We start from the raw sequence: 22,895 nt of genomic DNA on the forward strand, positions 1-22,895 counted from the left end.
GCGATCACACGTATCTGCACTTGTATTCGATACATATTCACTCCTATTTCTCAGCAGAAGTGCAGATAAGGCGTTACCCTTATTATAATAAAATTCTCGTACCGCATGGCTGATATAAATAATTCAATTGCTTATCTTTAATACTCGGTGATATAAAAGTCACCCATTATATTAAAGGACTTCATTTTAGGAGCTGTCATGTCCATTTGGTTTCGCCCCATCACTTTAGCGTTTTGTAATGACTTAGACAACGGATTACATGGACAGGGGTCGCTCATGAAAACGCTTGGTATTAGTATAAAAGAAATCGGATCTGATTACCTCGTCGCCACAATGCCCGCTACACCACATCATCACAACCCGATAGGAATAGTCCATGGTGGTGCCAATGTCGCTCTTGCAGAAACAGTCGCCAGCTATGCAGCAAACTTCGTGGTGGACTATGAACGCTACTATTGTGTTGGACAAGAAATCAACGCTAATCATTTAAAAGCATCTCGCAATGGCATTCTTACAGCCACAGCGCGCGCACTACACATAGGAAAGCGCACATCAGTCTGGGAAGTAAAAATCGTCAATGCGCAAAACCAATTATGCTGTGTATCTCGAATGACCGCTGCAGTTGTTACTCGAAGTCGCCAAGGTGATTCATAACAATCTGTTGGTAAACTCCACTCTTTCTGATTTTTGCTAGCCCTAAATTAAATTGTCGAATTATCTCCTTCCCTTGTGGGTGTGTTTTAAGCACACCCGTATGTAATGGCCAAGACATCAATGCCGGATATAGCACCTCTAAATCATGCAGTTCTGGGTATACTTTCAAATGATGTTTGACTGCCCACAAATCAGCTATTGCAACATCTACGCGTCCTTTTTGTACCAATTGTAAGCTAGCATGCAAACTTAGCACGGGTACAACTTTCAGCCCTTCAATACCATTTAAAAATTCATGATAGCCATACCCTCTTATGGTGCTCATGGTTAAGAAACGCAGACTGGTGGCACCTTTAAAATTAATCTTGTACTTTGCATGTTGGACCACCACCATGTCGTTATTAAAATAAGGTTCGGTGAAAAGCAATGTCTGCGCTCGTTGCTCTGTCCACCAAAGTGCTGGCACTAAATCAATTTCTTTTTGTTCCAGTAACCGCATTACTCTGCTAAATGGCGCAGTACGTATTTCAAAGCGAATATTCTGTGCCGCGAATGCAGCCACAGTGATCTCTTTCACTAAACCTGAACCATCTTCTAAAATATATGGTGGCCAAGGACTATGCCCCCCAACAACCACTTTAATTGGACTTGCAGCAGTAAAATGAGATACCAACATAAACCAAGCCAGGTAAAATAAACCTTTCAATTTTGTTCCTTATATCAATATGGCCGTTGATATAGTGTAGTCGATAAATGATCCACTCAGCCTATAAAGTACTCATATTGATACAGTAAAGATGACCCATATTATTGCCTTTGGTATACTAAGCTTCTGCCAATCATTGAAAGAAGCACTATGGAAAAGTTAGACACTGTTGTTATTGGCGCTGGTGTTATCGGAATGGCTGTTGCAGCGAAATTCAGTGAATCAACTCAAACACTACTCATCGAACAAGGTGAGCAATTTGGTGAACACAGTAGCAGCAGAAACAGCGAAGTCATCCACGCAGGGCTGTATTACGCTACCAACAGTTTAAAAGCCCAGCTGTGTATCCTAGGTAAAGAATTACTATATCGACATTGTGAAAAATTTCACGTACCCCACAAAAGAATCGGTAAAGTGCTCACCGCAAAAACAACTTCTGAGGTAAATACCTTACACACTATTGCTGCGCAAGCAAAAATCAATGGCGTTGATGATTTGCAGTTTTTGTCCAAAACACACATTGGTCGCTACGCGCCTCATATTAACGCAACACACGGCCTATGGTCTCCCTCTACAGGGATTATTGATAGTCATCAGTTTATGTTGTCACTTCTGACAAAATTAACACAAAATCACGGCCAATATGTGCCTCGTACACAGTTTTTAGCTGCGCGTAAAACCTGTAATGGGTACGTAGTCGATTTAGATTGTGACGGTGATTTATTTCAGATCCAATGCCAATATTTAATTAATGCTGGTGGCCTTTTTGCTCAAAAAAATGCCTCTTTAATTGATGGGCTAGAAAAAAAATATATTCCAGAATTACACTATTGTCGCGGTCAATACTTTAGCTATCACGGTAAACACCCTTTTTCACACTTAGTGTATCCTGTGCCTGAAAAACATGGGCTTGGCATACATGCAACACTCAATCTCGCAGGCCAACTCCGCTTTGGACCTGACACCCATTTTATCCATGACTTAAATTATCAAGTTGATGCCAATGATAAAAATAAATTCGTGCAAGCTATTAAGCAATATTGGCCAGCTATCGACGATACAAAGCTCTTTGCTGATTACGCAGGAATTCGCCCAAAAATAACTCAAACCGGTGCTCAAGACTTTATAATTCAATCCTCAAATACACATGGCTATACTGGCTTGATAAACCTATTTGGCATTGAATCTCCAGGCCTGACAGCTAGCTTAGCAATTGCAGAACAGGTCCTTAAAGATATCGGTTAAATCATATTAGGTTGAGCAAGTTAGTGTGCTATAAATTTTCTTGCTAGTCACCATTTCCACCGGTTGCATCATCCAACTGTTTGGTTCGATCATCCATCAATTTTTGTACATTTTTAGCGTCTTTCATCAACTTATTTACCGCAGCAGGATTTAAAGCAGAGGGTACGCCGTGTTGCGACTCGTTCGCTGATTTCTCTGACGCAAGCTTATCCAAAATCGCTGTATCTTCCGCCGCCATAATCGTGACCCGACTGGGATCTAAGGTATGGTGCAGACTATCCCCTTTAGGATTTGGCTTATCTGAATAAATCCAATTGCCATTCTCATCACGCCATTTATAAATTACAGGATCACTGCGTACTTCTTTTTCCGGATCTATATCAGCTAGCTCTTTGGCTTTGCCAACGGCTTTATTAAGTGTATGTTCCGAGTATTGAAATACCGTTTGTGCACTCCCTTGAGCTTTTTGTACCAATTCTTCTGCATTTATCCAAGGCTTACCATCGGGACGTTTTAAAACAAAGAGCGATCCCAACCCTATTAGCATCACCATAATCATCATATAACTTACAGACTTCATGTCTTCACTCCCTCGTATCATTCAATTAAGCTTAGCGTGATTAATTAGATGATACACAGCTGACAGACATAAAAAAAGCACAACAAAAGTTGTGCTTGTAAAGCGTATCTGACACTGGAGAATGACTAGATACCATCGCCATCAATGTGTAAACCACATTCACGGTTCAATCCAAAAAAGCGTGTTTCTTCTTCCGTCATACCCGGTTCAAGTTTACGCGTCGTATGCACATCTCCCATAGACACATATCCTTGCTCCCATAAGGGATGGTATGGTAGATCATGCTTGGTAAGGTATTGGTAAACGTCGCGATTACTCCAGTCAATGATGGGATAAACCTTCACGGTTCCGCGGCTGATCTCTAAAACCTGCTTATCAGCACGTGTCGAGGCTTGATCTCTGCGTAGCCCACTAAACCATGTACCCACTTTATGTTCTTGCAATGCTCGCGTCATTGGCTCTACTTTATTAAGCGTATTGTATTGCTTTATGCCTTCTTCACCAAGCTCCCATAACTTACCATATTTGGCTTCCTGCCAAGCAGGGCTGTAATTAGAACGATAAACCTTTAAATTTAAGTTTAACCGTTCAGTTAAATAGTCAACAAACTGATATGTTTCAGGAAAAAGGTAACCAGTATCAGTTAATACAACTGGCACATCTGCTTTTTCTTGCGTTACTAAATGCAGCATTACCGCGGCTTGGATACCAAAGCTAGACGATAAAAATGCATTGTTCGGCAAATTTTCTAAGGCCCAAGTCACTCGCTGTTGCGGCGTCATTGGCAACAGTAATTCATTTGCTTGTGCTAATAAGTGACGTTGTTCATCACCACTTAACTGTAATATATTTTTATAGTCACTCATGCTTATTCCTAAAGTTGGCGAGTTTTCACCCGCCAATATCCTATTTGTTTAAGCGTGGAAGTCTGTTTTTGAGACTTTAACTTCGGCAACAATGCCTTTGCGGATCACAAAGTCACCAAAACACTCATCTTGCTCACGCTCATTTACCCACTGACCGATTAAGGTATCTAGTGCAGGTAAATACACTTCTTCGCCTACATTTTCTAAGTATAATTTAGGCACCCTTGTACCTTCTTTATTACCACCTAGATATACGTTATATTTACCAGGCCCTTTGCCCACTAAACCAACTTCCGCTAAAAGCGCACGGCCACAGCCATTAGGGCAACCCACAACACGCAATATGATGCTGTCATTCGCAACTTCATGCTTTATCAGCAACTGCTCAACTTTAGTAACTAAGTCAGGTAAATATCGTTCAGCTTCAGCCATCGCAAGTGGACATGTTGGTAATGACACGCAGGCCATTGAGTTTTTCCGTTGTTCAGTATCCGTATCATCAATCAAGCCGTGTTCGCGTGCTATTTTTTCAATTTCCGCTTTTTGCTCTGTTGGTACACCAGCGATGATCAAGTTCTGATTCGCAGTCATGCGGAAATCACCTTGGTGTATTTCTGCAATTTTTCGACAGCCCGTTTTCAACGCTTTCTCTGGATAATCTAAAATACGACCATTTTGAATAAATAGGGTTAAATGATGCTTGCCATCAATTCCCTCAACCCAGCCAATGCGATCACCTCGATGTGTAAACACATAAGGTCTGCTCTGAGCAAACTTAACACCCGCTCGATTTTCAACTTCAGCTTTAAACTCATCAATACCAAACGTATCTAGCGTGTATTTCGTCTTGGCGTTTTTACGGTTAACACGGTTACCCCAGTCACGCTGCACCGATACAACATGCTCAGCGATCTTTAGCGTGTGCTCTAGTGGAATGAAACCGAAATCATCCGCTTTACGAGGGTAAGTATTCACATCACCATGTGTCATGGCTAAGCCACCGCCAACTAACACGTTAAAGCCAACCAATTTACCGTTTTCTTCAATTGCAACAAAGTTCAAGTCATTTGCATGCACATCTACTTCATTGTTTGGAGGAATTGTGACGGTTGTTTTAAACTTACGTGGTAAGTAAGTTGATCCAAGAATTGGTTCAATATCCGTTGTATCTTTGCGCTCACCATTTAGCCAAATTTCTAAATAGGCGCGTGTTTTTGGCAGTAAGTGTTCCGAAATTTTTGCTGCCCACTCATAGGCTTCTTGGTGAAGCTCTGACTCAACCGGATTAGTAGTACACAGTACATTACGGTTCACATCACCCGCAGTTGCAATTGAATCAATGCCTACATCATGCAATGTTAAATGCATTTCTTTGATATTTGGTTTTAATACACCATGAAACTGAAACGTTTGACGCGTTGTTAAACGAATACTGCCATACATGGTTTTTTCGCCAGCAAACTTATCTACTGCAAGCCATTGCTCTGGTTTGATAATACCACCTGGCATACGTGCCCTAAGCATTACATTATGTAAAGGTTCAAGCTTTTGCTTGGTTCGCTCTGGACGAATATCACGGTCATCTTGTTGATACATGCCGTGGAATCGGATCAACTGAAAGTTATCTGCTGTAAAACCACCGGTGAGTGGATCAGACAGGTCTTCGGTAATCGTGCCGCGTAAATGCTCACTTTGTGTTTTTAAACGTTCGTTATCTGCAAACTTAACGTTTTGATCATGCTTACTATTGGGCTTGCTCATTTATTAATTCCTAAATACTTTACTTTGACGGTATACCCCACGCGCACCGCAGGATATATAAGCACACGCACCGATTAATAGACGTCTTTTTGGTAGCGGTTTGCACTACGCAACTCTTTCAAATATAACTCTGCTTGCTCATCATCTTTACCACCATGCGCTTTAACAATATCCACAAGAGCTTGATGAACATCTTTGGCCATGCGGTTAGCATCACCACATACATAAAAATGTGCGCCTTTTTCTAACCAAGCAAACACCGCTGCGCCTTTTTCACGCAATCGGTCTTGCACATAAATTTTTTCAGCTTGATCACGGCTAAATGCCAAATCAATATGGGTTAACAAGCCTGATTTTACATAGCCTTGTAATTCCACTTGATATAAGAAATCTTGGGTGAAGTTAGGGTTACCGAAAAACAACCAGTTATCACCTTGCGCTTCTCGCGCATCACGCTCTTGTAAAAACGCTCTAAATGGTGCGATACCGGTACCAGGACCCACCATAATAACCGGTGTTGTATCATCGCTCGGTAAACGGAAATTATCGTTATGCTCGCTAAATATTTTTACGCTTACCCCTTCTTCAGCGCGTTGCGCCAAATAACCAGAGCAGCCACCGAAGTGCTGCTCTCCAAACGCTTCGAACTCAACTAACCCCACAGTTAAGTGTACTTCTTCTTCCACTTCCGCTTGGCTTGAGGCAATTGAATACAAACGCGCTTGTAGCTTACGACAGCTATCTGCTAATTCTTGCGCTGTGATATCAGCTGGATTTTGTAAAATAATATCAAACACTTGACGAGGCTCGATATATTCACGCATTGCAGCTTTATCTTCCACTAATGCCAAAAGCGCCGAGTTACCTGTCGCTTGCCCGTACTTCTCTACAAAACCTGGATAAGATTGCGTCAATTCTAGTTTTTCGATAAGCGCGGTACGAATATCTAGGGTCTCTTTACCCAATGTAACTTGTGTATCAGCCACGATGCCTAATGTACTGAGAATCGCGTCAACTTGTGTCTCATCATTTAAGAAATACACACCTAAGGAGTCTCCTGGCGTGTAAGTAATATCAGAACCCTCTAGTGAAATCTCAACATGACGTACATCTTTACTTGAGTCTCTACCAGTAATTTTTTGGACTACACTGAGCTCAGCTGAAAATGGATTTTGCTTCGTATATTGACTTGATGCTGCAGTAGGTACCCCAAATGGCATAGTCACAACATTGCCACCAGCACTTTGCTGTGCTTGCAATTGCGGTTCAAACACCGCTAATGCATCTGTAATCCACTGCTGTGCTTGCTCATCATAATCCACATCAAGATCTGCTCGAGGAAAGGCAACTTCAGCGCCTAACTTAACTAAACGCTCTTCAAAATCAATGGCCGTTTGGCAGAAAAACTCGTAACTTGAATCACCCAAACCAATCACAGCTATTTGCGTACTGTCTAATTTAGGAGCCTTCTTACTGGCAATAAATGTATGTAGTGCTTCTGCATCCTCAGGAGGTTCTCCTTCTCCATAAGTCGATACCACCACCACTACAAACTTCTCTTTTTTCAATGCCGACGTTTTATAATCAGACATGCTTACTAGTTTAACCGCCAAGCCTCGTGATTCAGCTTGCTCTTTCAGCTGAGTAGCAACGCCTTTCGCGTTACCTGTTTGTGAACCATATAATATGGTGAGTGGCAAAGCATCGCCTGCTGGTGTAGCCGTTTGCCCCACAACTCCACTTAATGCCGCTGTATTTGCATTTGCAGCCAAATACCCACTAACCCATGCCTGTTGAATAGGGTTCAGTTCTGCAACCAAACCTTGTAGTTTTTGCACTTGCTCTTGTGTGAGCGGGCTTGCCGCAGCACTAAGTTGACTCAACAACATTAAAAATTCCCCGTAACCCTAAACTATTTTTTGCTTAGATTGCTCATCTACAACGCCCTTACACGATGTAAGGATTTATGAGTTGAAAGCATACGCATCTCTACGAGTAAGAAAAAGACGAAGATCTGCTTTGTTATTCCATTTGGTTATTAATAACGGAAAATTCCAACAAAAACAGCTTAAAAGAATTGTTTCAAATTAGGCAACTCTAAAGTTAACATGTGCTCAACAAGTTCTGTATAAAAATTGATCTTGTTTTACTTCTAAAAAACAATAACTCTTTAAACTAAATATAGAGAGAAAATAATGAAACACGGGAACAAAGCAGCTCTGTCGATCTTAGCTGCCACATTTGGACTAGTAACAAGTGGTCATGCGGCCGCAAATGTTGCTAACGGTAACTTCGAGTCTTGGCAACAAGGTAAACCAACACAATGGAGTACCATTGATAGTGGTATCTCTATCACAGAAAATAACACCACAGTTAAGAGTGGTGTTTCATCCGCTCAAGTGACAGTCACTACAGCATCACAGAGCAATACGGACTTACTACAGTCGGTTACGGTGAAAGCCGGCCAAACATATGATTTTAGTACGTGGGTATACCATACTGAAGGTAAAGTTAAAGCACGCCTTATTATCGATGGTTACCAAAACTATTCAGACCCATTTAATACCCAACAATGGCAAAAGTTAAGCTATCAATACACAGCCAATACGGACAAAGTGATTAATGTTGGCTTACGCTTTTACGATACCAGTGGCTTTGATGGTAGTGAAATTGTTTACTTAGACGACTTTCAACCATCGATAGCCACACCGCCACCGCCTAATGCATGTACAAAAAATACCTTAACGATAAAACTCACTACAGATAAATACGCGAGTGAAACAAGCTGGAAACTTAACACAGCACAAGGAAGTACCGTAGCAAGCGGTGCTGACTTTGCGAACAATACAACACATACTGAAACATTATGCGTTGCTGATGGATCGTACAGCTTTGTTATTTCTGATAGCTATGGCGATGGAATTTGTTGTGAATTTGGCAATGGAGAATATTTACTAACGCATAACAATCAAACAATTGCTAGTGGCTCTTCTTTTACAGATCAAAAAACACATAACTTCACACTCGGTAGTGATGGTGGTGATAATGGAGGGGGTACACCTGGCGATTATTATGCATCAACAACCGGTTTGACAGGGTATGCACTAAAAACTCAGTTACACACGATTATCCAAACACACAACTCACAAGGATATAGCGCGATTTGGCAGTTCATAGATAAATCGGAAAGAGATAATTACTTTGAAAAAGATAACTCAGTACTCGACCGTTACTCTGAGAAACCTTCAGCCAATGATGCGTATAATTTTGTTGCCGTAACCAATCAATGCGGTTCATATCGAGGAGAAGGTGATTGTTATAATCGTGAGCACTCTTTCCCAAAAAGTTGGTTTGGCGGGAAAGTAGAGCCAATGAACTCTGACATTCACCATATATTTGCCACTGACGGCTTTGTTAACTCCAAACGCAGTAGCTTTCCATTCGGCGAGGTTGCATCTGCGAGCTTTACCTCAACAAATGGCAGTAAAGTAGGTTCTGCAACCAGTACATTAAACTACAATGGCACGGTATTTGAGCCAATAGATAAATTCAAAGGTGATTTTGCGCGGGTGTATTTCTATATGGCGACACGCTATGAAAACACCATTGGGAGTTGGCAAAATAACACCACTTATAGCAACGCCGTTTTAGATGGTAGTACTGGACGTGTTTTCGAGCCCTGGGTTATTGCAATGCTACTACGCTGGCATCAACTTGATCCTGTCGATGATATTGAAACAGCTCGGAATCAAGCTGCCTATGAATTCCAAGGGAATCGTAACCCCTACGTGGACCACCCTGAATTCGTTTCCAAGATATGGTGATCACACTATGCCTTAGATAATAAAGCGCTGCTTTAGGGGCTGTTGATCTTTGCTATTCTATTTTTGTTCTCTTTGAGCATGCTTTTATCGCGGCGCTTAATATGTGGCCTAGTAATCTAAGCGAATATTAAGCAACAAAGAGAAAGCGGTGCTCAAAAGAACCGGTAGGCAGCGCTTGATTGGCTTTTCTACTATGTTATCGGCTGACTCACATGGAACTACCATGCTACGCAGCCTCTGCCTTGTATAAAAGCCAATCAAACTGCTGCAAAAATGAACCTGAAAGATCAATAGCCCCTAATTATCTATAAAAAAACGGCCTAATCCTTTAGGCCGTAACCGACACGCGGGGAATCTATCTTGGGTTAATCGTAACAGGTTTAATGGTCACCTTTGCATTACCACTGGCGCCCATGTGAGCATCGTAGTGCTGCCCTTCAAATAAGGTATAAAATACATCAATATAATCGTCATCATTGCTAAACCAATGCGCTGGCATCGCCTTTATCAATTGATTCGTTAATTGCGGAATAATGGCATACCCTTGTACATTCGCATCAGGAATAGCCCGCATAGCTTGCGTGACAATATCTAAAAAGGTGGTCGCTAATGTTTGGTAGTTTGTATTATCATCTTGCTCCATTAACAATACATCTGCCGCTTGCCAACGATACCGATTCCAATGGATCAGGGTTTGATTTGGGGTATAATCACGACCATCATGGTCTAAGTACGGCATATCAACAATATCAAGTACAGGTTTATCACGACTCGGACTCACCCCAGTAACAATTGCATACACCTCCGCACTGCCTGAAATCCAAGGCTCTTCATCATCGTTTAAACGAATACGCTGTAAGTTACTGGTCGATAAGCTTTCTACATTAGAAGCTTGTTCGATATTTCTCGGCAAGGACCCCTGATCATTTAAAGTGAAGATATTCCGCATTATTGCCAGACCTTCACGCGCACTTTTCTTGCTGTCTATTTCAACAATTAATACGGGACGGGTAGGCATTCTATGCGCATCTAATAGGTGCATGTTGCCATTTTGGTCATAGGCTTCAACATAGAGCCATGTTTTATCGTCACCTTTAGGCGCAAATGCAACTAATGGCGCAACCCCTTCAAGCCAACTTTCAAACATAGAGCTGTCAGCAAGTCGCAATTGATAAATTGCATCATTGCTTAAAGTAAGACCCTTTAACCTTCTCGTATAATGAGATGCCAGACGTAATTTATCTGCCGCAGTGCCTTGTAACAAACTTGAAGTTAATGGCACGGCTAAACGGTGCGGACTCATGATTGATGTTAATTTAGGGGTCAGAGATTCAACTTCTTTAGCAAGAAACTTAGATATATTACTTTTTATATCAACAACCTGATGTTCCCCATAAGAAAAAGCATCCAATTCGGGAAACAAAGTCGTTATTTTTTGATCCTGAATTTGTGATGAATGGGCATTGAATCCAGCTGCAACCATTAAGGCCGGGAGCATTATTTTTGTTCTTAATTTCATCTTCCAATCCTATTATTATCCACGTGTGTTGGATATTGAAGATAAAACTAACAACAAAAAATATCAACAAATTAATACAAATTTAACAAAATAATTTACAAACGAATCAAGGAGTGAAAATAAAACTATTGTTTATCATGGAGTTATCGTGATTTATTGCGGTGAGATCATAGATAGAGTTAAAGACCTAATTATATTTAGGTCTTACACAACTGCAACATACTTTACTCTGCTGGGTACAGAGTGATTTCTATTCCTGCGCCAATCGCTGAAATACGTAATAAAGTATCTGCATGTAACGCTTGAGAATAGCATTTAGGTGACGTGCCTGAATTAAAGCCAATGTCAAAAGTACGCTTTGAACAAGACAACCACTGTTTCAATCCAGCTTTAGTACAAGACTCTATTAATTCACATAAATGGTTAATTGCTTTATCGGGACTAATCACATCAGCATTAGCTTCAATTCGTGCTAATTGACGATATTCATCTTTGTCATAGTGCAATATCACAGCATCTTTTTTAAGGTCACTCACTAATGCACTAATGTCATGTTTAGATTCTAGCTCGAGATCCACGTTTAAAAACTGAATTTCTGACATGTTTTCTGATTTACCTTATGTAGTATAAAAATTAACGGTGCTGCAAGGTAAAGTGTAACCAAGTAACGCCATGCTGGCTATAACAAACTCACTCTGCGACAATTTAACGCAGTGACAGTACCTAAAATTACCGTAAACTGACATTATTGAAAACTCGACACTAGAATAGAGATGATCAAAAACTTATTGAAGCCTGCGCGTAAAATGCATAAATGGTTAGGGTATTTGCTTGCATTGCAAATTTTTGCATGGTTATTGGGTGGGCTTGTGATGAGTGCAATCCCATTAGAGAAAGTCCATGGCAAGCATTTAGCCAAACGCCATATAGATTCCCCCTTTTCTCGTCAACATTATACTGCTGACTTAAACTTACTTACAAACACCATGTCACAGCTCACATCTGTGTCATTTATTCATTTTCTTGATACCCCCGTCATTAAAGCGATTGGTCAACAGACACAATGGTTTAACGGCATCAGTGGCAAAGTACTCGCGCAACCGATTGAGCAAGATATTCATAAACAGGCTTATTTACATTATTTAGGCAAAGGAAAAATAGCGTCATCACATTATTTTGCATCCGGACCAAGAGAAATCGGCTATAAAAAGCATGTCTGGCAAGTTACCTTCAATGATTGGCAAAATACAACCATTTACCTCAATGCCCACAGTGGTGAAATAATCACTATTAGAAGCAATATATGGCGTATTTTTGATTTTTTTTGGATGCTCCATATTATGGACTACGATGAAAGAGATGACTTTAACAACCCCTTATTAATCAGTTTCGCGACGATAAGTGTATTATTTTGCTTAACTGGCATGTTGCTTCTTTTTCAATCCCGCCCACGGAGGAAGCGCAACATACGTAAAGCCTCGTCGTAACACTCGGCACTCAGAGCTTATTTGTACAGGCGCAGGAACGTAACTAAGAAGATGTGAAAAGAGGGCTCAGCCTTCAATGTTCGGTTATCAATGTAACGCAACAAATATTGCTATTGACCATATTAGTTGCTAATTTCTACACATAGTAATGACATTTGACCACTAGGTACTATTAATGAATTTTCACTCTTGTGCTATATTTTCTGCGGGCTTAAGTCTGTCTTTAATGTTACTAACCGGGTGTGGTGGTTCAGGTGGCAGTACAGCTGATAGTCCAGCACAAAATAGTACGACACCAAACAGCGCCATACCGCCCGACGCAACTTGGCAATTTGGTCAATTTACTGCTGCTGAAAACTTCATTAATCACTGTTCGAATCCTAGAACAGGCATTGATCCTTATGAAAACCAGCCTTTTCCTGATCAAGCTGGCTCTATACAACATGAAAAAATGTGGCTACGTTCACTCACTCACTCAACCTATTTATGGTATGACGAAGTAGAAGATAATGATCCTAAGAACTTTGACAGTGTGTCACAGTATTTTGATTCTTTAAAAACATTTCAAACTACCCCTTCAGGTAATCAAAAAGACCAATTTCATTTTACTCAAACTTACGATGCTTATAAAAAAGAATCGCAATCAGGCGTATCCTCTGGTTATGGGCTTCGTTGGGCAGCAATAAGTACTAAGCCTCCTAGAATATATCGCGTTGCATATATGCAAGATAACTCTCCAGCTGCCTTAGCTGGGTTTAAGCGCGGAGACACTATAGTCGCTATTAATAACATCGATATAAACTCAAATAACACAGAAGCACTCATTAATGGGCTCAGCCCAACTAACGGAAGCACTCACACATTTACAATCTCACGTTCCGGACAAACTGAGTCAATTGATATAGCGGTCACCGCAGGTGATATTGCCTTGTCGCCAGTGCAAAATGCTAAAACCTTTACTGCAGGAGAAAAAACGGTTGGTTATGTGCAATTCAATCAGTTTATCAGTGCTGGGCAAGCGGGCTTAATCTCGGCTTTCAACCAATTTAACAACGCCAATGTCAACGCGCTCGTCCTAGATATGCGTTATAACGGGGGTGGCCTTGTTGATATGGCAGCACAGCTTGGCTATATGGTCGCTGGAGCAAGTAATAGCACCTTTAGTCAAACCATTCACAATGATAAACAATCAGCAAAAAATCGCAGCGTTGGGTTTGAGCGAAGAATGATAAATTGGGATACGCTGCAGTACACTGATACAACCCTACCTAGCCTCAACTTAGATACCGTATATATCCTCAGTACTGTTAGCACCTGCTCAGCAAGTGAACTTATCATCAATGGACTACGCGGTATCGATGTTAATGTAGTACTTATTGGTTCGAAAACATGCGGTAAGCCATATGGTTTTACTCCCGCTCCAAATTGTGGCCAAGTTTATTACACCGTACAGTTTAAAAGTGCAAATGCGAAGGGGTTCGGTGACTATGCGGACGGATTCACGCCAATCGATGGTGACCTCGGTGCCACGGAATTAGGCTTAACGGCAAATGTATCAGGCTGCACTGTAGCGGATGATTTTACGCAGCCACTAGGCAATCCAAATGAAGCCCAATTACAGGCTGCATTAACACATATAGAAACAGGGGGTTGTCCTGTATCACTTGTTAATCGCCCTATCCAACAGAGCACCGCATCTAATCACAACAAAGGGGTTAGTTTAACGCTCCCCAATGCCATTTGGCAAAATAATACTATCTATACCATTATTAATGAGCAAAAATAATGGCATACGCAATAAAAGCCTCTTGCTGTGCACTCGTTTTACTCTGTGTTGGCTGTGAGCAGACCCCCACACCTGACCTTCAGCCGGCCATAATAAAAAAAACCACAGTCCAGATGAAAAATGAATTGCAGCATGCAATCGTTACCCTCAAAGGGGGGCTAACTCCGCGTTTGGCCGACAACGTATTTACCACCAGCAGCACGTTGTTACTTGAAAGAGTTAATAATCTAGCCAGTCCACTTCAGCATGCAATAATCGCTATGGATATGAGCAGTGTTTCTCGCTTTGAGTTACAAAAACGCGGTGAATTGTGTGTTCTATATTTCTCGAGAACACATAACTACGTACCTTTGGAAACCGTTGTGTGTGAACCGCTTCAGCTTGACTTAAAGTAATCCTTAAATACTCTGCATAATGCTTGCACTTTTGCGGTACGATGAACCGAAACATGTGTTACCAGCCAAAAATCTAGTGGCCAAGTTAACTCCTCTTCTAGTATTGGTTGAATACGATGAGATTGTTTAGCAATGTTGTGCTGTAGCCCACCAATTCCTAAACCACTATAAATCGCGCGTGCGGCTTCGGCTGTTTCTGAAACTCGTATACATATTTGTGCCGCATCTATCTGTTTATCCACCCAATCAAAATATGGCACCATTGCATTAAACCCTGCAACCCCTGATACAAAATGATGCTGCGATAGTTCTGCTTTTGTCTGTGGTATGCCCATCCGTTTGATATAATCATCTGATGCATATAACCCTGCCGTCGTTGAACACAGGTGCTGAACTATATAATCTGGATCGCTCGGTTTATCCCCAGCTCGGATTGCGATATGGGCTTGACCATGATCTAAACGAAGTCGTCGTTGTTCCAAGATTATTTCTAACTGCACTTTTGGATGTTGCTTTTGAAATTCAAGGCATGCTGGGCTTAACATTTCCACAATACCGCTAACCGTTGTCAGTAATAATCGGCCACTCAAAGTCGTATCTGCTGCAACAATTTTATGATGCAAGTGGCCCAGTGTATCTTCAATAGTCGTACCTGCTTGCAATAACTGCTGCCCAGCCTCTGTCATCTGATAACCACGAGCATGTCGATGAAACAATCGTGTGTTGAGCTGGGCTTCTAGCTGATTAATACGTCTCAATACGGTACTGTGGTGAATACTTAAGACGTGAGCTGCAGCGGTTAATGTACCGTACTTGGCCACAACATATGCAATATGAATATCTTGCCAATCTTCGATTTTACCCATTATATAGAATCACTATTTATTTAATTCCTGAATATGATACATTCTCGAGTTATGACTTTTTACTTATTTCGTCACGATTGATACATAATTACCTATCTAAAACTAGGGACTCTATCCAGAATGGATACTACAAGAAACTATCAGCAAGACACGCATATTTCACCACAATTACCTCATGCTTTTTATTGCTGTACATTTTCAGTCGAGCATTATAATGATAGCCAATTCTCTCTCCATGGAGTTAGTTTTCCAGAGAAACTGAAAAACGCTGTTGCCAAGCGTCGTGCTGAATTTTTAGCTGGCCGTATATGCGCAAAGCATACACTTGAAAAAGCAGGTGTGAGTAATTTTCCGTTACTAAGTGGAGAAGACAGAGCGCCAATTTGGCCATCTCATATTACAGGAAGCATAACCCACACTCGTCATATTGCTATGGCTGTAACCACTTCAAACAGTGATGTACTTGGTATTGGTATTGATATAGAACGGCTAATGGATGCAGAGCAAGAGCAAAAGCTAAAATCACAAATTCTTCATCCTGCAGAGTCAGCCATATTTTCACGTTTGAATGAGTACACAGATCACCCTCTAACCCTCATATTCTCTGCTAAAGAGAGTATCTTTAAGGCCTTATATGCGAGTGTAGGGAAGTTTTTTGGGTTTGAAGCGGCTAAATTAGTCACATTTACTGCTAATGAACTAGAGTTTAGCATCACTGAAACATTGTCAGAGACCGTGCCTCAACATACGGTTGTTAAAGTGCTTTACCAAACCACCTCTGAGTTTGTATTTACTGAATGTGAATTTAGAGCCTACTGATAAAACACAAAAAACCAGTCCTAATTAGACTGGTTTTTTAGATTGGGCATTACATTACTGACGCTTAACTTTTACACGCTCAGTTGTTGTAATGGCAGCTTCAACACGCCGATTCTGCGCATGCGCAGCGAGCGTATTCGCGGTGTTCAGTAACCGCTCTTCACCATAACCAATTGTTGATATACGCTGAGCATCAATGCCTTTAGCTACCAACTGTTTTGCAACGCGGTCGGCACGCTTTTTCGATAATACTTGATTATACTTTGCATCTCCTACAATGGATGCATGACCTTCAAGTACAACTGCTGCGTCTTGATGCTTATTCAGAAATGCGACAACTTCATCAATGTCATTCAGATAATCTGATGATACAGATGAGTTATCATGAGGAAAACGCACTAACAACTTCACGTTTACCGTTTTCTCTTCATACTTACTACAACCGTTAGCATCAACCGCATCCATCATCGGAGTATTACTACAACGATCTCTTGAGTCGAGCACGCCATCCTTGTCTGAATCTTTCTTAGTAACAACGGGCGCTTTCACTGGTGCCGGCGCTGCTTCAACTTTTGGAGCTGCTTTAGTTGTGCCAAAGAAATAGTTAATACCTAGCTTCGCCCCCACATCCACATAGCTTCGCTCTAAGCCTTGATATACTGACGTCTCTGCATTCACAAATAAATTATCACTAAAGTGGTGACGGTAGCCAGCTCCTACATTTGCAAACGTATTACTATCAAATACATCTACTGATTTAATACCAAATATCCCGTAAAATGGGCCGCCATCAAAGTGATATAAAGCATCTAAACCAAAACGTTCACCATCTTGTGAGCCCGTACTCGCACCAGATAAATCAAAATCCATATCGGCATACTCGAAACGCGCACTCCAGTAGTCATTAAAGCGATAGCCTAACTCAGCTCCCCAACCCATAGAGTCGTCAACATTTACGCCGCCAGTGTTTGCCCCTAGCGTGTTTTCCCAACTCGCATCGTAATAATCGCCAAACACTCCAAAGTGTATACCTTCTGAATGCTCTTTAGCCGATACTGTCGATGCAGCAGTCATTGCAATTATTAAACTAATATATTTAAGTTTCATCATTTCTTCCCGTATTTCATCAACGTGAGCGCAGATCGCCCTTCAATTTGGCTTTATAATAGTAGAACATTTCTTAATCTTTACTTAACATTTGAAGATAATATATTCCTAATACAATTATCCTATCTGACGACCAAATAATGTCTTGTAGAGCCCCTGTTCTGCTGAAAGTGCTTCATGACTTCCTGACTGAGAAACTCGGCCATCATCTAAAACGTAAATAAGGTCTGCTTGTCGTATGGCACTCAATCGATGGGCAATAATCAATGTGGTCCGGTTCGATAAAAAATCTTGTAGGTTGCGGTGAACTTTACTTTCAGTTTCTATATCTAGCGCTGAGGTTGCTTCATCTAAAATAACAACTTTAGGGTTTGCTAATACCATTCTTGCTATGGCAAGGCGTTGTTTTTGTCCGCCAGATAATCTCACCCCATTACGCCCAACTCTCGCGTCAAGACCATTATCTAAAACTCTGATAGTGGCATCCAATTCAGACACCTTTAGCGCTTGCCACATCTCCTGCTCAGTATGTTCTCTTCCCATCGTCAAATTTTCCCGCACGGTTGCATTGAACAAAATAGGTTGTTGTAATACCGTCGCTATATTCTCCCGTACTGTATGATAGCCAACATCCTCAATTGCGGTGTCGGCAATATATATTTGCCCTGATTGCTTTTCATATAGCCCCAGTAGCAGCTGAACTAAGGTCGACTTCCCTCCTCCAGACACTGCAACAACCGCGACTTTTTTGCCAGCGGGAATATCCAAAGTCACGTTTTGCAATACTGGTTGCTCTTCGTTATAACCAAAGTCCACATTGCTAAAATGGATACCTATCTCTTGTTGCTCAAAGACTCTCGATTGCTTAGCAGGCGCTGCTCGCTCAGTAGCAAATGCAAATACTTGGTTGAGTCGTTGTAATGCTGCTGATGCTCCGTAATATGCGTACTGGATCCCCAATAATTCTTGCACAGGCCCCATCATGAACCATAAATATCCAAATACCGCAAAAATTTGTCCTACAGTGAGATCAGCAAACACCACCATAAGCATGGCTATAGCCCGGAAAACTTCAAAGCCAAGTAAAAATACGGTAAAGCTTAATCGACTTACTGCATCTGTTTTCCATTGTGATTGAATAGCAAAATGCTTCAAGTCTGCAGCTGATTCCCTGACGTGTGAAAAATATGCACCTTCTCTGCGTACAGCTTTAAGCTGTGAAATTGCATCAAGCGTTTCCACCAAGGATGATTGAAATGCTTCGAATGCTGCATTTTCATCTTTTTTTAAGTGTTTGATCCGCTTACCAAACTGTCGTGAGAAATAAATAACCGCGGGGTTTAATAACAAGATAGTCAACCCCAAAGTAAAATCAATCCATAGCAATACAGCCGCAGTCCCAATGATAGTCAGTAAACCAATAAGAAACCTTGATAAAGTTTGGCTTATAAATGTATCCAGCGTTTCAACATCGGTAATACACCGAGAACTAATCGCACCAGCTCCTTGTGTTTCATATTCTTTTAATTGCACTTGTGGTAAATGATCGAGTAATTGCTCCCGAATCTTAAGGCTAATGTCTTTGCCAATGAAGGTAAACTGTCTTGACTGAAAGACGCCTAATATCAGCGCCCCGAGTCGCATCAGCACCACGCCCAGCAAAACGACTAGAATATATGCCGTTGGTTGATGCCATTGAGCAGGTAAAAACTGATTTAAAAAAGCAATCGCAGCTCCAGGGTGACCAAGCAGTACCTCGTCAACCAATAATGGCATCATTAATGGGATCGGCACACTTACCAAAGCGGCTAAAAAAGCAATAATATGAGCAGTGAACAACGGTTTCTTGTGCGCAATAACTTGCTGTCGTATATCCTGCCAACTCAGAGATTTTGTCATATCAATCCTTACCTGTTACGTCCCACAGAATGTTTGATAACTCGTATCAGAGTTAGCTGTATGAACAAACTGATCTGGTACACGCTTATAATTGTAAGGCGAATTCAAAATGGGTAACCATTTAGTCAATAATGGGCTATCACCTAATTCATTAAACTCTGCGATGACTTTTTCAATGAGTTGATTTCGTGGTATCACTGATGGATTTGTTATTTTCATGCGTTGCAACACGTCACTTCGTTCATATTCACTCACTCGTAATTGCCATTTCACTATCCAACTATCAAGCTCACTAGGGACTAAAAATAACGGATCACTTTTTACTTCCATAGCATTGGTTAATGCGGCAAATGTATTGGTGTAATCTAATTGCTTCGAATTCATTTCTGATAAAAGTTCTGACAGCAATTCATTATCAGAGTCTTGCCATACTAATATGCCAAGCTTGCTCGCCCACATATCTTGATAGGCCTCATTAAACTCTGCGGAAAATTCGGCTATCGCAGCAGATAACATTTGTAATGCAGATTCTTCATCTGAGTCAATTAATGGCATTAATGACTCTGCTAACCGTGCACAATTCCAGTTTGCCATATTTGGCTGATTACCAAATGCGTATCGTCCTTGTTTATCTATAGAACTAAAAACCTGATTAAAGTCAAAACGCTCCATCATGGCACATGGTCCGTAATCTATTGTTTCTCCACTGACTAAAGTGTTGTCAGTGTTCATTACCCCATGTATAAAGCCGACTCTCAACCAGTGAATCACAAGTTTAATTTGAGCACTACACACGGCTTTTAAAAACTCGATAACTCGTGTACTACCGCAACTCACTATATGTGGATAATGCCGCGCTATAGCATCGTCCATTAAGTTTCGTAATCCATTGGTATCGTTATGTACTGCAAGATACTGAAAAGAGCCCACTCTGATATGACTGCTTGCAATGCGGCTAACTATTGCTCCTGGCACAACCTCATTTCGTATAACGGATTGTCCCGTTGAAATGACCGCTAGACAATGAGTTGTGGGTACATTTAATGCAGCCATTGCTTGGCTCATCACATACTCTCTCACTGCGGGCCCCAAAGCACACAACCCATCCCCTCCTCGTGAAAAAGGAGTTCTTCCAGAGCCCTTCAATTGAATATCAAATAATTGGCCATTAGAATCGGTAAAAGCCCCTAATAGATGAGCTCGGCCATCACCTAAGGTTGGGTTAAAGTGCCCAAATTGATGACCTGAATAGGCCAGTGCAGTAGGTGGGCTACACACGCTTTGTACACTGCCTGTTAATATTGCCTTCGCATCACTTTTCGCAACTGGAATATTTAAAGTATTAACTAATACCTCATTCCATAAAAGTAATTCTGCTGACCGTACCGTTGCGGGCTTGCTAGCAACCAAAAAGTCGTCACTAATATTGTTGTACCGTTGAATTAACTCCATCACAAACTCTCTTATTCTGGTACTTGATTATCGCCAATGCTAAAGGCCACCAATTGGCTTAAAGCTTGTAAAGACCAATCACTTTCATTTACCAAGGTATTAAAAAAAGCTTGGGCAGCCCCTAAAGATTTCTTACTTTGTAAACCCCCTTCTATAATCTCATGCGCTCGTAAGTACGCCTCCACATCTCGGCTGAGTAAAAAGGTATCTTTGCCCATAGCTCTTAGTGCGAAAGGGCCTGTATTACCACCTAATCTGGCACCATGCTTTTTTAAATAGTCCCACAACCCAATTATATTATCCGTAGGCCACTGTGCAATGAAATGAGAGAATGACCCGTGAGATTGCTGTATTTCGTGGATCATGTAGCAATTATCAGGAATTGTCTGAACCTTCTTATAGTTTCGAACAATGCGTTCATCTGCTGATTTTTGTTCTAAGACCTCAGGAGACATCATCAATAATTTATTGATCTCAAAGTCCCAAAATACTTCTCTAAAGCCATGCCATTTAGCGTTAATTACAGACCAATAAAAGCCACTTTGAAACACTTTTCGAGTGAACTCTTCTAGCCATAAATCATCCTCAATCAACATCAAATCTGCTGCTGTAACTGGGCTATTGATTAATGACATAAGAACTTGTTCAGACCCTTTTCGTGCACAAGCCCTTTCATATATATTCGAAAACTTTTCCATTATTCTAAGTAACCCTATTTCGAAAACGTAATTGATTATCTATAGTTATAATAAAGCGTCTACAAGGCACCTTATGAGAATTCTGTTTAGCATTTTTCTATTTATTAGCTCAAATGTTCACAGTGAGCCGTATGCTAGGCAAATTAATATTACCACAGGTCAATGGCCACCCTATATTGATCAATCAAAAGAAGATCAAGGCTGCGTCGCTTCCTTGATACGAGATGCTTTTGCACTATACGATATAAAAACGCGATTTGTTTTCATGCCATGGGAAAGAGCATATAAAGATGGCATGAAAAAGGAGTTCATTGGAAGTGCTTATTGGTATTTTAGCAAGCAACGCAGTGAAGATTATATATATACTAAACATGCTATTACGGAAGAAGTAAGTCGATTTTACCACCTGAGTAGTTTACCGCTAAAGTTAACACGCTACTCAGATTTGAAGCCATACACTTTACTACTCAATAAAGGGCTTACGTACCCCGATGAATTACTTGAAGCGATTAGTGAACATAATATAAGAACAGTGGAGTCAACTTATACTGACAAGAATATTCCATTCCTTTTGCGTAAACGCGCTGACATTATGATCATGAATGAAAACACCGCTCAAGAATACAAGCGTTCATTGCCAGTATCAAAACGCTCTGCTATCACGTCTCAAAAGAAGCCCGCATATATTAAACGAGGTTTTTTACTGATCAATAAAACACATCAACAATATGCTATTTTATTTGACCAAGCTCTGAGTACTCTATGGTCAAATAAAGATTACATTAAGCACTACGAACAGAATTGTTCTAAGATCGGTATACTGACACACGCTCTAGAGTGATTTAATCATAGGATTCACTCTGCTATTTTAAGGCATGCTTGAATCTAAAGGACCGTGTCACTTATCTAAACTTGCTTTAGAGTATTCATAGCTCGCTTCCACTACGCGTAATATTTAATATCTGTGATTACAATTTAAATATGACTCCTAACCTGCGTCAGGAAGACCACAGGTAAAGTGAGAGTATAAGATCCGATTTGCGTAATCCTGACTACAGCAATAAATACACCATAAGAATGTAGTCTCCCAGAACGGGTTTCAGTACGTTTCTCTCTTGCCCACTTTTATGGGTCTTGGCCTTCGTCAGGGGGACCATAAGGTGGAACTCATCACTCTGCATTGGTTTCAGGTCCATGGTTTTCCGGGTCTTTTTCTTGCTTATTTCCCTAA

General features: G+C 40.9%; 20 protein-coding genes. 8 read left to right on the forward strand and 12 right to left on the reverse strand.

Annotation, left to right across the window (positions count from 1 at the left end; genetic code table 11):
- Positions 1–198 precede the first annotated feature (198 nt).
- Positions 199–654 carry a hotdog fold thioesterase gene (locus J8M01_RS14200; protein ID WP_192506050.1) on the forward strand — a complete coding sequence of 152 codons (456 nt, stop codon included), beginning with the start codon at positions 199–201 and terminating at the stop codon, positions 652–654.
- Here the strand turns inward: J8M01_RS14200 and J8M01_RS14205 are convergent.
- The gene (locus tag J8M01_RS14205; RefSeq protein ID WP_211058419.1) at positions 626–1,360 is read right to left on the reverse strand and encodes a transporter substrate-binding domain-containing protein; all 735 of its coding nucleotides are present in this window, start codon (positions 1,358–1,360) and stop codon (positions 626–628) included. The genes J8M01_RS14200 and J8M01_RS14205 overlap by 29 nt on opposite strands.
- 150 nt (positions 1,361–1,510) lie before the next feature.
- On the opposite strand from J8M01_RS14205, the gene J8M01_RS14210 reads away from it, so the two are divergent.
- A complete protein-coding gene (locus tag J8M01_RS14210) occupies positions 1,511–2,605 on the forward strand; it encodes an NAD(P)/FAD-dependent oxidoreductase (protein ID WP_211058420.1) in 1,095 nt (364 codons plus the stop codon).
- A gap of 43 nt (positions 2,606–2,648) precedes the next feature.
- Here J8M01_RS14210 and J8M01_RS14215 read toward each other — a convergent pair whose 3' ends face one another.
- From J8M01_RS14215 to J8M01_RS14230, 4 genes are all read right to left on the reverse strand, one after another.
- Positions 2,649–3,185, reverse strand: coding sequence for a DUF4124 domain-containing protein (locus tag J8M01_RS14215; protein ID WP_211058421.1), 537 nt, complete (start codon positions 3,183–3,185; stop codon positions 2,649–2,651).
- A 125-nt stretch (positions 3,186–3,310) separates the two neighbouring features.
- The gene (locus J8M01_RS14220; protein ID WP_211051149.1) at positions 3,311–4,051 is read right to left on the reverse strand and encodes a phosphoadenylyl-sulfate reductase; all 741 of its coding nucleotides are present in this window, start codon (positions 4,049–4,051) and stop codon (positions 3,311–3,313) included.
- Between the two features lie 48 nt (positions 4,052–4,099).
- On the reverse strand, positions 4,100–5,812 hold the full coding sequence (gene cysI / locus J8M01_RS14225; RefSeq protein ID WP_192506055.1) for an assimilatory sulfite reductase (NADPH) hemoprotein subunit: 1,713 nt from the start codon (positions 5,810–5,812) through the stop codon (positions 4,100–4,102).
- 74 nt (positions 5,813–5,886) lie between these two features.
- Entirely contained in the window at positions 5,887–7,701 is a 1,815-nt protein-coding gene (locus J8M01_RS14230) for an assimilatory sulfite reductase (NADPH) flavoprotein subunit (RefSeq protein WP_211058422.1), read from the reverse strand.
- 306 nt (positions 7,702–8,007) lie between these two features.
- On the opposite strand from J8M01_RS14230, the gene J8M01_RS14235 reads away from it, so the two are divergent.
- Positions 8,008–9,636 (forward strand): endonuclease, encoded by a 1,629-nt coding sequence (locus J8M01_RS14235; protein ID WP_211058423.1) that lies wholly within the window; start codon positions 8,008–8,010, stop codon positions 9,634–9,636.
- A gap of 355 nt (positions 9,637–9,991) precedes the next feature.
- Here the strand turns inward: J8M01_RS14235 and J8M01_RS14240 are convergent, their stop codons facing one another.
- Positions 9,992–11,155 carry a DUF3103 family protein gene (locus J8M01_RS14240; protein ID WP_211058424.1) on the reverse strand — a complete coding sequence of 388 codons (1,164 nt, stop codon included), beginning with the start codon at positions 11,153–11,155 and terminating at the stop codon, positions 9,992–9,994.
- Positions 11,156–11,379: 224 nt separating this feature from the next.
- A complete protein-coding gene (locus tag J8M01_RS14245; protein WP_210998394.1) occupies positions 11,380–11,757 on the reverse strand; it encodes a hypothetical protein in 378 nt (125 codons plus the stop codon).
- A 171-nt stretch (positions 11,758–11,928) separates the two neighbouring features.
- On the opposite strand from J8M01_RS14245, the gene J8M01_RS14250 reads away from it, so the two are divergent.
- The 3 genes from J8M01_RS14250 to J8M01_RS14260 all read left to right on the forward strand — a co-directional run bounded on the left by J8M01_RS14250 (position 11,929) and on the right by J8M01_RS14260 (position 14,823).
- Positions 11,929–12,642 (forward strand): hypothetical protein, encoded by a 714-nt coding sequence (locus tag J8M01_RS14250; protein WP_210998395.1) that lies wholly within the window; start codon positions 11,929–11,931, stop codon positions 12,640–12,642.
- 175 nt (positions 12,643–12,817) lie between these two features.
- Positions 12,818–14,428 (forward strand): S41 family peptidase, encoded by a 1,611-nt coding sequence (locus J8M01_RS14255; protein WP_211058425.1) that lies wholly within the window; start codon positions 12,818–12,820, stop codon positions 14,426–14,428.
- The gene (locus tag J8M01_RS14260; RefSeq protein ID WP_211058426.1) at positions 14,428–14,823 is read left to right on the forward strand and encodes a hypothetical protein; all 396 of its coding nucleotides are present in this window, start codon (positions 14,428–14,430) and stop codon (positions 14,821–14,823) included. Before J8M01_RS14255 ends, J8M01_RS14260 begins: the two co-directional genes overlap by 1 nt.
- On the opposite strand, the gene J8M01_RS14265 is transcribed toward J8M01_RS14260, so the two are convergent.
- Complete coding sequence (locus tag J8M01_RS14265) at positions 14,805–15,692, reverse strand: LysR family transcriptional regulator (protein WP_211058434.1); 888 nt, start codon at positions 15,690–15,692, stop codon at positions 14,805–14,807. The genes J8M01_RS14260 and J8M01_RS14265 overlap by 19 nt on opposite strands.
- Before the next feature lie 117 nt (positions 15,693–15,809).
- Between J8M01_RS14265 and J8M01_RS14270 the strand changes: the two genes are divergently transcribed.
- Positions 15,810–16,508, forward strand: coding sequence for a 4'-phosphopantetheinyl transferase superfamily protein (locus tag J8M01_RS14270; protein ID WP_211058427.1), 699 nt, complete (start codon positions 15,810–15,812; stop codon positions 16,506–16,508).
- Between the two features lie 54 nt (positions 16,509–16,562).
- Here J8M01_RS14270 and J8M01_RS14275 read toward each other — a convergent pair whose 3' ends face one another.
- The 4 genes from J8M01_RS14275 to J8M01_RS14290 all read right to left on the reverse strand — a co-directional run bounded on the left by J8M01_RS14275 (position 16,563) and on the right by J8M01_RS14290 (position 21,664).
- The gene (locus tag J8M01_RS14275) at positions 16,563–17,615 is read right to left on the reverse strand and encodes an OmpA family protein (protein ID WP_211058435.1); all 1,053 of its coding nucleotides are present in this window, start codon (positions 17,613–17,615) and stop codon (positions 16,563–16,565) included.
- Between the two features lie 117 nt (positions 17,616–17,732).
- On the reverse strand, positions 17,733–19,514 hold the full coding sequence (locus J8M01_RS14280) for an ABC transporter ATP-binding protein (protein WP_211058428.1): 1,782 nt from the start codon (positions 19,512–19,514) through the stop codon (positions 17,733–17,735).
- Between the two features lie 15 nt (positions 19,515–19,529).
- A complete protein-coding gene (locus J8M01_RS14285; RefSeq protein WP_211058429.1) occupies positions 19,530–20,966 on the reverse strand; it encodes a protein adenylyltransferase SelO family protein in 1,437 nt (478 codons plus the stop codon).
- Positions 20,967–20,977: 11 nt separating this feature from the next.
- Positions 20,978–21,664, reverse strand: a complete 687-nt coding sequence (locus tag J8M01_RS14290; RefSeq protein WP_192506065.1) for a DNA-3-methyladenine glycosylase I — start codon at positions 21,662–21,664, stop codon at positions 20,978–20,980.
- A gap of 73 nt (positions 21,665–21,737) precedes the next feature.
- Here J8M01_RS14290 and J8M01_RS14295 point away from each other — a divergent pair, with 73 nt between their 5' ends.
- Positions 21,738–22,505, forward strand: coding sequence for a transporter substrate-binding domain-containing protein (locus J8M01_RS14295; protein ID WP_211058430.1), 768 nt, complete (start codon positions 21,738–21,740; stop codon positions 22,503–22,505).
- Positions 22,506–22,895: the final 390 nt, after the last annotated feature.

This window comes from Pseudoalteromonas sp. MMG005 (assembly GCF_018101015.1).
Taxonomy (GTDB): domain Bacteria; phylum Pseudomonadota; class Gammaproteobacteria; order Enterobacterales; family Alteromonadaceae; genus Pseudoalteromonas; species Pseudoalteromonas aurantia.